General features: G+C 64.1%; 9 protein-coding genes. 2 read left to right on the top strand and 7 right to left on the bottom strand.

The genetic code is table 11. The features are described from left to right. Window positions 1–72 precede the first annotated feature (72 nt). From Q0O05_RS09460 to Q0O05_RS09440, 5 genes are all read right to left on the bottom strand, one after another. Window positions 73–246, bottom strand: a complete 174-nt coding sequence (locus Q0O05_RS09460; protein ID WP_293662434.1) for a hypothetical protein — start codon at window positions 244–246, stop codon at window positions 73–75. Between the two features lie 86 nt (window positions 247–332). Beyond that, window positions 333–1,364 (bottom strand): class 1 fructose-bisphosphatase, encoded by a 1,032-nt coding sequence (locus Q0O05_RS09455; protein WP_293662432.1) that lies wholly within the window; start codon window positions 1,362–1,364, stop codon window positions 333–335. A 24-nt stretch (window positions 1,365–1,388) separates the two neighbouring features. Continuing rightward, a complete protein-coding gene (gene pepN / locus Q0O05_RS09450) occupies window positions 1,389–4,124 on the bottom strand; it encodes an aminopeptidase N (protein ID WP_293662430.1) in 2,736 nt (911 codons plus the stop codon). Between the two features lie 122 nt (window positions 4,125–4,246). Further along, window positions 4,247–5,351 (bottom strand): peptide chain release factor 2 gene (gene prfB, locus Q0O05_RS09445; protein ID WP_293662428.1). Its coding sequence is split into 2 segments (ribosomal slippage): window positions 4,247–5,269 and window positions 5,271–5,351, totalling 1,104 coding nucleotides; the frame shifts between segments, so codons are not numbered across the junction. A gap of 52 nt (window positions 5,352–5,403) precedes the next feature. Next, a complete protein-coding gene (locus Q0O05_RS09440) occupies window positions 5,404–6,489 on the bottom strand; it encodes an ABC transporter ATP-binding protein (RefSeq protein WP_293662426.1) in 1,086 nt (361 codons plus the stop codon). Window positions 6,490–6,578: 89 nt separating this feature from the next. Between Q0O05_RS09440 and Q0O05_RS09435 the strand changes: the two genes are divergently transcribed. Next, window positions 6,579–8,210, top strand: a complete 1,632-nt coding sequence (locus tag Q0O05_RS09435; RefSeq protein WP_293662424.1) for an iron ABC transporter permease — start codon at window positions 6,579–6,581, stop codon at window positions 8,208–8,210. Window positions 8,211–8,253: 43 nt separating this feature from the next. Here Q0O05_RS09435 and Q0O05_RS09430 read toward each other — a convergent pair whose 3' ends face one another. After that, window positions 8,254–9,303, bottom strand: coding sequence for an extracellular solute-binding protein (locus Q0O05_RS09430; RefSeq protein WP_293662423.1), 1,050 nt, complete (start codon window positions 9,301–9,303; stop codon window positions 8,254–8,256). Window positions 9,304–9,374: 71 nt separating this feature from the next. Beyond that, entirely contained in the window at window positions 9,375–10,295 is a 921-nt protein-coding gene (locus Q0O05_RS09425) for an alpha/beta hydrolase (RefSeq protein WP_293662422.1), read from the bottom strand. A 25-nt stretch (window positions 10,296–10,320) separates the two neighbouring features. On the opposite strand from Q0O05_RS09425, the gene Q0O05_RS09420 reads away from it, so the two are divergent. Next, window positions 10,321–11,025, top strand: a 705-nt coding sequence (locus Q0O05_RS09420; RefSeq protein WP_293662420.1) for an AMP-binding protein, incomplete at its 3' end; no start/stop codon positions are given.

The raw sequence follows: 11,025 nt of genomic DNA, 5'->3' as shown, positions 1-11,025 counted from the left end.
TTGCAGCGCGACCAGGCACACCAAGGCCAGCGTCAGGCCGTAGCGGGTGATCTCCTGCCCTTTGAATACGCCTTACACCGCAAAAGCAAATACAAACAAAGCAGCGGTCAGTGTGTAGCCCAGCGCGGCGTCTGCCACGGTGGCGGCCAGGGCGAGTGTCGCGGCGCTGGTAATGACCACTGAGCCCAGCAGTGTTTTGTCGCCCAGCTGGGCGGTTTTGGAATAGGTGAGTGGGTAGTCGGTCATGGGGGGTTTCTGTCTATCAATGTCGGCCAAGCCGACCGAAAGGGGCCGAGTCTACAGAGGCCGCGGACTATTCCCGCTCGGGGAGGCTATTTTTGGTGCTCAGCGTGGTAACGGGCTACGCGTTCCACTTCGTTTTTCGAGCCCAGCACCACGCTCACCCGCTGGTGCAGCTGGGAGGGCTGGATGTCGAGGATGCGCTCGGTGCCGGTGGAGGCCGCGCCGCCGGCCTGCTCAACCAGCCAGCCCATGGGGTTGGCTTCGTACATCAGGCGCAGCTTGCCCGGTTTGCCGGGCTCGCGCTGGTCCCAGGGGTACATGAACACGCCGCCGCGGGTCAGGATGCGGTGCACATCGGCCACCATGCTGGCAATCCAGCGCATGTTGAAGTCCTTGCCGCGCGGGCCGGTCTTACCGGCCAGGCACTCTTCGATATAGCGGGTGACCGGAGGGGCCCAGTGGCGCATGTTGCTCATGTTGATGGCGAATTCCTGGGTGTCTTCGGGAATGCGCACGTTTTCCTGGGTGAGCACAAAAGAGCCTTGCTCGCGGTCCAGGGTGAACATAGCCACGCCCTCGCCCACGGTGAGCACCAGCGTGGTTTGCGGCCCGTAAACGCAATACCCGGCGGCTACCTGTTGGGTGCCAGGCTGCAGAAAGTCCTGCTCGCTCACGCCCGGGCCTTCGGTTTTTTTGACCATTACGCTGAAGATGGTGCCGATGCTGACATTCACATCGATGTTGCTCGAGCCATCCAGCGGATCGAACATCAACAGGTATTCGCCCTGCGGGTAGCGGTTGGGCACAAGGTAGATGCCTTCCATCTCTTCGCTGGCCATGGCGGCGAGGTGGCCGCCCCACTCATTGGCCTCAATCAGCACTTCGTTGGCGATGATGTCGAGCTTCTTTTGGATCTCGCCCTGCACGTTCTCGCTCTCGGCGGCTCCCAGCACACCGCCCAGCGCACCCTTGGTGACCGCCAGGCTGATGCTCTTGCAGGCCCGCGCCACCACTTCAAGTAGCAGACGCAGCTGCGGCGGGATCGTGCCTTCGCCGCCGGCGTCGCGGCTGCCGCGCTGTTTCTCGATGAGGTAGCGGGTGAGCGAGATGCGTTGTGTCATGGGGGTTCCCTGGATGGTTGGAGATCAGTCGGCCAGCGCGCGGTCTGTGACTTCGCGCACGTCGTTGCTCAGGTCGGCCTTGGCGGCCACGCGGGCCAGCGCCTCGCGCGCCGCGCCGCGGTAGGGCTCGGCCAGCTTTTTCCAGCGGTCCAGCGCGCGGGCCAGGCGGGCGGCAACCTGGGGGTTGATGGCGTCCAGCTCCATCACACGCTCGGCCCAGAACACATAGCCTGCCGCATCGGTGCGGTGGAAGCCGCCGGGGTTGGCGCTGCAGAAGCTGAAGATGACGCTGCGCGCGCGGTTGGGGTTCTTGAGGTTGAAGTCGGGGTGGGCCATGAGTTGGCGCACGGCCGGCAGCACCTGGCCGCCGCGGTCGCTGGTGCCGGCTTGAAGCGCGAACCACTTGTCGAGCACCAGTGCCTCGTCCTTGAACAGGGCGTGAAAGCGGGCCAGGGCCTGGGCCGCCAGAGGGTGCCCACTGCCCACCAGCGCCTGCAGGGCGTTGAACCGGTCGGTCATGTTGCCGGCGTCTTTGAAGCGCTGCAGGGTCTTGCCGGGCCAGACAGCTTCGCCGCTGTGGGCGGCAGCCAGGCACAAGAAGCTCAGCGCCATGCCGGCGAGCGCGCGGCGGCCGCTGGATACGGGGTCGGGGCGGTAGCCGCCGTTGTTCTCGTGCACCGCATAGGCCCATTCCCAATCGGCATGCAGGGCGGTGGCCAGCTGCAGGCGCATGGCTTCGCGCACCGCGTGAATGCGCTGCGGGTCTACCACGTCTAGCTGCTCGGAGATGTAGGCCTCAGACGGCAGGGTGAGCACCAGCTCCTTGAAGGCAGCGTCCAGCGTGGGGTGGCGCAGCACCGAGCGCATGGCCTCTATATAGGCATCATTGAGCGGTTTTGAGCCCGTGGAGTCTGCGCTAGTAGCTATATTTTCGATAGCACTGCGCAGAGCGAGGCGCTGGCCGGCCTCCCAGCGGTTAAAGGCGTCCGTGTCGTGCGCCAGCAGGGTGAGCAGCTGGGCGTCGGTGTAGTCAAAGTCCAGCACCACCGGCGCCGAGAAGCCGCGCAGGATGGAGGGCACCGGCAGCTCGGCCACGTGCTGGAAGGTGATGCTCTGGCTGGCTTCTGCAAGCACCATCAGGGCGTTGTCGCCCACAGGCTGGCCGTCCACGGTGAGCGGCAGTGCCGCGCCGCTGGCGGCGCCCAATAGCCCGATGCGCACCGGAATCACAAACGGTTCCTTGACCGGCTGGCCCGGCGTGGGCGCGCAGCTTTGGCTGAGGTGCAGGGTGTAGGTCTGGGCGGCGGGGTCGTATTCGCCGCGTGCGGCCACGCGGGGCGTGCCGGCCTGGCTGTACCAGCGCTTGAACGGGGGTAGCAGCTTGTCGAGCGGTGAGTGGGGGTTGGCCTCGGCGATGCTGGAGGCGAAGTCGTCGCAGGTGACAGCCTGGCCGTCAAAGCGCTCGAAATACAGCTTCATGCCACGCTCAAAGCCCTTGCGGCTGGACTGGATGCTGCCGTCGCCTACCAGCGTTTGCATCATGCGCACCACTTCGGCACCTTTTTCGTAGATGGTGACGGTGTAGAAGTTGTTGATCTCGATGTAGCTGTCGGGCCGCACCGAGTGGGCCATGGGGCCGGCGTCCTCGGGGAACTGGGCGGTGCGCAGCACGCGGACGTCTTCAATCCGCTTGACCGCGCGGGCGCTGGCCTCGGCGCACAGGTCCTGGCTGAACTCTTGGTCGCGGAAGACGGTCAGGCCTTCTTTGAGGCTGAGCTGAAACCAGTCCCGGCAGGTGATGCGGTTGCCGGTCCAGTTGTGGAAGTACTCGTGACCCACCACGCTCTCGATGTTGGCGTAGTCCGCGTCGGTGGCGGTGGCCTGGTTGGCCAGCACGTACTTGGTGTTGAAGATGTTGAGGCCCTTGTTCTCCATGGCGCCCATGTTGAAGTCGGAGGTGGCCACAATCATGAAGCGCTCCAGGTCCAGGGGCAGGCCGAAGCGGACCTCGTCCCAGGCCACGCTGGCCATCAGGCTGTTCATCGCGTGCTCGGTTTTATCGAGATCACCGGGGCGCACGAACACCTGCAGCAGGTGGTCTTTGCCCGCGCGGCTGGTAATGCGCTGTTCGCGCGCCACCAGCTGGCCGGCCACCAGCGCAAACAGATAGCTGGGTTTTTTGTGCGGGTCGACCCACTTGGCAAAGTGCCGCGCACCGTTGGGGCCGTCGTCCAGATCGCCGGACTCCACCAGGTTGCCGTTGGACAGCAAGACGGGGTATTTGGCCTTGTCAGCGCGCAGGGTGACGGTGTAGCTGGCCATCACGTCGGGGCGGTCGAGGAAATAGGTAATGCGGCGAAAACCCTCGGCCTCGCACTGGGTGAAGAAGGAGTCGTTGCTCACATACAGGCCCATGAGCTTGGTGTTTTTGGCCGGCATGCAGGTGGTGAAAATCTCCAGCGCAAAGGGCTCCTGGCCCTCGGGCAGGTTTTCGAGCACCAGCTGGTTGCCATCCATCTTGAAGCTGGTGCCCTGGCCGTTGACCAGCACCCGGGCCAGGTTCAGCTCCTCGCCGTCCAGGCGCAGCGGCTGCGCCGGCACGTCGGGGTTGCGGCGCAGGGTCATTTTGTTGAGCACGCGGGTCTTGGCGGGGTCGAGGTCGAAGCTCAGGTCGACGGCGTCGATCCAGAACGCGGGGGGGCAATAGTCGCCGCGCTGAATCACGGCGGCAGGGCCCGAGGCCTCACGAAGATGCAACATGGGGTGTCTCCAAAAAACAGGATTCGATCAGGGCGTGGTGGCGCTTGCGCGGTGGTCGGGGGCCGATGCCCCTTGTGGCGCCCCTGTGGAGTATTGCGCCTGCATATGAAAAAGGGTTGTCATCAAATGCCCTGCTTGAGGGACGCCTGGATGAAGACATCCAGGTCGCCGTCGAGCACCTTTTGCGTGGCCGACACTTCGACGTTGGTGCGCAAGTCCTTGATGCGGCTGTTGTCCAACACATACGAGCGGATCTGGTGGCCCCAGCCGACGTCGGTTTTGGTGTCCTCCAGCTTTTGCTGTTCTTCCTGACGCTTGCGCATCTCGAAGTCGTAAAGCCGGCTGCGCAGCCGCTTCCAAGCCACGTCGCGGTTGCTGTGCTGGCTGCGCCCGTCCTGGCACTGCACCACGATGCCGGTAGGCATGTGGGTCAGGCGCACGGCCGAGTCGGTTTTGTTGATGTGCTGGCCGCCGGCGCCCGAGGCGCGGAAGGTGTCCACCCGCACGTCGGCCGGGTTGATGTCGATCTCGATCGTGTCGTCAATCTCGGGGTACACGAACACCGAGGCAAACGAGGTGTGGCGCCCGCCCGAGCTGTCGAAGGGCGACTTGCGCACCAGGCGGTGCACACCGGTTTCGGTGCGCAGCAGGCCGAAGGCGTATTCGCCTTCTACCTTGATGGTGGCGCTCTTGATGCCGGCGGTGTCGCCGTCGGTCAGGTCTTCCACGTTGGCGGTGAAGCCCTTGCGCTCGGCGTATTTCAGGTACTGGCGCAGCAGCATGCTGGCCCAGTCGCAGGCTTCGGTGCCGCCGGCCCCGGCCTGAATGTCCAGGAAGCAGGGCAGGGGGTCAGCCGGGTTGTTGAACATGCGGCGGAACTCCAGCCCCTCGACGATTCCGGTGAGCGTGGCGGTCTCGGCTTCGATGGTGATGAGGCTTTCCTCGTCGCCCTCTTCCTTGCTCATGTCGTAGAGCTCGGTGTTGTCGGAGAGGTTGCTGGTGAGATCATTGAGCGTGACCACCACGCCGTCGAGCATCTTTTTCTCTTTGCCCAGTTCCTGGGCTTTTTTGGGGTCGTTCCAGACCGAGGGGTCTTCTAGTGAGGCGTTGACGGTGCGCAGGCGTTCCGCTTTGGCATCGTAGTCAAAGATACCCCCTGAGTTCCTGCGTCCTGTTGCTCAGGTCAATCAGGGTGGTGCCGATGAGGTTGATGCGTTCTGCTTCCATGTTGCGGGTCCTGCGATCTGTAGAGGTTGTCAACCGCCTATTTTAGTTGCCATCACCCTTTCGGACTCTCGCTCGCGAAGGTAACTACGTGGTCGACTTCCGGGCGGATGCCGATCCACTCACCGATATGGTGGTCGTGGTGGCTGGGCACATGGGCCATCACGAGCTCCCCCGTCCGCAGCGCCAGGGTGTAGAGGAACTCGTTGCCCCGAAACGCCTTGTTGACTATGCGCGCCTGCACCTCGGCGGCATCGTCGTGGACGATGTCATCCGCCCGCAAAAGAATGTCACAGGGGCCCAGGCTGAGGCGGTCCTGCTCGTGCTGCTCTATGCCGTGCAGCTCGCCCAGCGGGGTGACGACGTGTTTGTGGATCACACCGTTTTCCTCGTGGAGCTCGACCTGTGCGGGGGCGAATACACCGTGGCCGATAAAGTCGGCCACAAACCGGGTAGCCGGCCGGTGGTAGAGCGTGTAGGCGTCGGCCCACTGGTCCAGGCGGCCCTGTTGCATCACACCGATGAGGTCCCCGATGGCGAAGGCCTCCAGTTGATCGTGGGTTACGAAGAGGGCAGTGGCCCCGGCCGCCTTCAGGATGGTGCGCAGCTCCTGCGCCAGGCGTTCCCGCAGGTCCACATCCAGGTTGGAGAAGGGCTCGTCCAGCAGCAAGAGCTTGGGTTGCGGTGCCAGCGCCCGCGCAAGTGCCACCCGCTGTTGCTGTCCGCCCGATAGCTCATGGGGGTAGCGCGCGGCGAGATCCTCCAGCCCCACGAGCCGCAAGACATCCGCAACCCGGGCGCTGCGCTGATCTGCGGGCAGGTGATGGATACCAAAGGCGATGTTCTTGCGCACATCCATGTGCGGGAAGAGGGCGTAGTCCTGGAACACCATCCCCATCTGACGGCGCTCGGGCGGCAGGGCCTGCCCGTGTCCGCTGACCGTGATGCCTCCGAGCGATATCCGCCCGGCGTTAGTGGCTTCCAGCCCGGCAATGGCCCGCAAGAGGGTGGTCTTTCCGCAACCCGAGGGGCCGATGAGCACGCCAATTTCACCGGCCCGCAAGCCGAAGCTCACCCCGTCAACTGCCGGCTTGGAAGACGTGCGATAGCGCACGCTGAGGTCTTGGAGTTCGAGGTACATGATCAAAATTGTAGGTACTTACAATTCTCATTCAGAGCCGCAGGGTCCCCCGGGCTGTTCTTACGCGCTTTTGTGACCCCCACCCCGAAATGTTGACAACTGCATTGCGCGCCCTGCCGGCCCAGATCGCCTTGTGCCTGGTGGGGGCGCTGGTCTCGCTCCCCGTCCTGGCGTTGGCAGCGGCAGTGCTGCAATGGGATAGCGTGTCGTTGGGGCTGCTGCGGGAGATGGCGGGCTCCGTGCTCCCTGATTACGCGGGTACCACCTTGTTCTTGTGTCTGGTGGTTGCGGTGGGTGTGGGTGTGGTGGGCACGGCCTGCGCCTGTGCGGTCACCTTGTTCGAATTTCGGGGGCGTCGCCAGTGGGAATGGGCGCTGCTCCTGCCCCTTGCTATGCCCGCGTACGTCGTGGCGTATGCCTACACCGATTTTTTGCAGTTCAGCGGCCCGGCGCAGACTTGGATGCGCGGTGCTCTGGGCCTTGAGGGGCGCTTGCTTCCGGAAGTTCGCAGCCTGGGCGGGGCTGCGATTGTGTTTGTGTTTACCTTGTATCCCTATGTGTATCTGCTGGTGCGGGTGGCGCTGCTCGAGCGGGCCGCGCACCTGATGGACGCCGCCCGCATGATGGGCGCCTCGCTGGGCCGCCGCATTGTGACGGTTGCGATTCCGCTGGCCCGCCCGGCCATCATGGCGGGCGTGGCACTGGCATTGATGGAGACCTTGGCGGACTACGGGGTGTCCAGCTACTTTGGCATTCAGACTTTCACCGCGGGTATCTACAAGGCCTGGCTGGTGCTGGACAGCCGTATTGCCGCCGCCCAGCTTGCCACGGTGCTGCTGGTGATGACTGCCTTGCTGCTGCGCCTTGAGCTGTATGCCCGACGCAATATGCGCTATGCCAATGCCAAGGGCGCAAAGACGCCGGCTCAGCCGGTGCGTTTGACCCGGAGTCGTGCGCTGGTGGCCACACTGGTGTGCGGTGTGCCGGTCTTGTTGGGCTTTGTCCTGCCGGTGTTGTTCATGTTGCGGCCCTTGTGGCAGGCCTGGGGCCTGGCCGACAGCCCGCTGCCCTGGAATAGCTTTTGGGGCTGGAGTCTCAACAGCTTCAAGCTGGCGGCCTTCACGGCGGTGCTGGCCACCGGCCTGGCGCTGACCTTGGCTTTCGCGGCGCGGACCGCGCCGAACCCTCTCACCCGCTTCGTGGTCAGCCTCTCCGGCATGGGTTATGCCGTTCCCGGCGCTGTGATTGTGGTGGGCCTGTTGATACCCCTGGGCTGGCTGCAGGCTGCGCGGCCGGATTGGCAGGTGGGTTTCTGGATCAGCAGCACCGTAGTGGGAGTGATCTGGGCGTATCTGGTGCGCTTCAGCGCAGTGGCCCTGCACACAGTGCAAAGCGGCTACAACCAGATGCCGGTGACCTTTGATGAAACCGCGCGCATGCTGGGTGTGCGGGGTTGGCAGATGTGGTGGCGCATACACCGGCCCTTGCTGCTGCGCAGCAGTCTGGTTGCCGGTTTGCTGGTTTTCGTGGATGTGATGAAGGAGCTGCCCGCAACGCTGATATTGCGGCCCTTCGATCACGACACCCTGGCTGTTGTCACCTTTCAGCTGGCCAAAGACGAGCGGCTCGGTGAGGCCGCCTTGCCCGCGCTGGTCTTGGTGCTGGTGGGGCTCATACCGGTGATCTTCCTGAGCCGCACCCTGAACAGAAAAACGGCCTGACCGTCTGCTGCACTCAGGCCGAAGGCCCTGCGCGTGTGGGGGCTTAGCGGTAGCCCACGCGGTCCAGCATCTGCTGCACCTTCACCTGATTCATGCCGACGATGCTCACCGGAATCGTCTCTGCCTTGAAGCTGCCGCCGCTCATGCTCTCCAGCGCCGGGTTGCTGATCTTGATGCCTTTGGCGACGGGCCACTCGTTGTTTCCGTTCGCAAAGTACTCCTGAGCCTGCGTGCTGGCCAGAAACTCGAGGAACTGCAGGGCATAGGCCGGGTTCTTGGCGTTTTTCGCGACCGCGCCGCCGGCGATGTTCACATGCGTACCCCAGCTGCTTTGGTTGGGGAACACCACGCCGACCTTGTCCATGACCGCGCGGTCCTCGGCTTTGTCGCTCCGCATCAGACGCGCGAGGTAGTAGGTGTTGGTCAGCGCCACGCCGCATTCGCCGGAGGCAGTGGCCTTGATCTGGTCGGTATCACCGCCTACCGGATTGCGGGCCATATTGCTCACCAGGCCCTTGAGCCAGGCTTCGGTGGCAGCACTTCCGAGGTGTTCATTCATTGCCCCGAAGAGGCTCAGGTTGTAAGGATGAGAGCCCGAGCGGGTGCACAGCAAACCCTTGTTTTTCGGTTCGGCGAGCTTTTCATAGGTGTCCACCTGCCCTTTGGGCACGCCGGCCTTGTTGTACACAATGACGCGGGCCCGGGAGCTGAAGCCGAACCACGGCGTTCCGTCGGCGCTGGTCTTGCCGCGCAGTTGCACCGGGATGGCATCCTCCAACACCTTGGATTTCACCGGCGCAAACAGGCCATCCACCTCGGCTCTCCACAGGCGCGAGGCGTCCACCAGCAAAATCACGTCTGCGGGGGAGGCCGCCCCCTCCGCCCTCAGGCGCTGAAGAATGCCGGCATCGTCCGCGTCCACCCGCTTGATCTGGATGCCCGTGCTTTGTGTGAAGGCGGCGTAGAGCTGCACGTCGCCGGGGTAGTGGCGCGCAGAGTAGATGTTGATAACTTTGTCCTGCGCATGGGCCCAGGGCGCTGCGCAAGATAGGGCGGCGGCAAGTGTGAGGCCGATGGAAGAAAGGGTTTTCATAAAGGGGTGTCCAGTTCAAAATACAAATGAGAAACGTTCTCATTGTAATTCTCTGTTGAGACCCCTTCGTGCTAATGGATAAATGGCTCCATCAATGCCGCCAGCTCCTCGGGCTGGTCGTGGTGCAGCATGTGACCGGCGTTGTCAATCTGCGCAATCTCTACCTGCGGCACCACCTTCAGGCGTTCGCGGTATTCCTCGGGGGTGAAGGTGCCCTTCCACCATACGTCCATGTTGCTCTCGGTGGCTTCTACCGCCAGCACCGGCATGCTCAGGCGCTTGTGGGTTGCCAGTACCTCCTCGACCCGGTAGAGCTGCGCGCTGGTGATCTTGTGCGCCGGGGCGCCCAGCACCCTCCAGCTGCCGTCCGCACCCTCAGTTGCCCAGTGCTGTGCCAGCCAGGAGGCCTTGTCGGGGCTCAGGCGCGGGTTGGTTTTGATCAGCCGGCGGGCCACGCCGTCCAGGCTGTCGTAAGGTTTGAGGTTGATCTCGCCGGCGCGTAGCAATTTCAGCTGATCCATCCAGTTGGCCAGCCGGGTGGGGGCTTGGGCGGGTACGGTGGCCGGCATGCCAAAGCCCTCCAGGTTCACCAGGCGGCGCACCCGCTGGGGCCGCACCCCGCCGTAGAGCATGGCGATGTTGCCGCCCATGCTGTGGCCCACCAGATTCACCGCCTCTCCCGGGGCGTAGTGGTCGAGTAAGAAGTCGAGGTCGGCCAGATAGTCGGCATACCAATAGTGGTCGGCGCCGGGGTAGCCGACCCCTTCGCGGTAGCCGGTTTTGCCAAAACCGCGCCAGTCGGGGGCAATGATGAAGTGGTCCCGTCGCAGCGCGTCCACCACAAACTGAAAGCTCGCCGCCACATCCATCCAGCCGTGCAGCAAGACCAGCGGCACCTTCCCCGGGGCCGCTTCGCCCCAGACCAGCACGTGGTACGACATGTCGCGGATGGGAACGAACTCGCTGCGGAAAGGGCGTTGGGCTTGGTACATTGCTGAAATCATAAGGAGACCGTGCATGGCCGTCAGTCAAGGCAGAGACAAAACCGCCGCGTCCCGGCTGCCCGCCGGCTACGAGGCGCTGCACCGCAACTTTCGCTGGCAGGTGCCGCAGCACTTCAACATGGCGCAGGAATGCAGCCGCCGCTGGGCCGCTGCCCCAGCGACTCCCCCCGCCACTCCCGCTCATCCTGATGCCCCTGATGCTTCCAAAAGAATAGCAGTGTGCGCATATTCCACGGGCGGTGAGACCGAGTTTTATACCTATTTTCAGCTGCAGGAGCAGGCCAACCGGCTCTCGCACGCGCTGGCAGGGCTGGGCGTGCGGCGGGGCGACCGGGTCGGCATCGTGCTGCCCCAGTGTTTTGAGACGGCGGTGGCTTACATGGCGGTGCTGCAAATGGGCGCGGTGGCGATGCCGCTCTCGATGCTGTTCGGGCCCGAGGCGCTGGAATTCCGTCTGCAGGACAGCGAAGCCGTAGTCGCCATTTGCGACGCCGGCTCGCTGGCCGCGCTTGCGGGCGTGCGCAGCAGCTGCCCTCAGCTGGCGGCGGTGCTGGCTGTCGGGTTAGGGGTGGGGTTAGGGTTGGGGGATAACGATGCAGCCTCACTGCTCTGCAGCCCGCACGACGCCCGCTGGGAGGCCGCCCTGGCGGCCCAACCGGCCGAGTTCGCTCTGGTGGACACGCTGGCCGACGACCCCGCTGTGCTGATTTACACCAGC

The sequence above is a fragment of the Rhodoferax sp. OV413 genome, assembly GCF_945881795.1.
Taxonomy (GTDB): Bacteria; Pseudomonadota; Gammaproteobacteria; order Burkholderiales; family Burkholderiaceae_C; genus Allorhodoferax.
The sequence above is the reverse complement of the archived record's forward strand: the minus strand, read 5'-3'. Positions and strand labels throughout refer to the sequence as shown.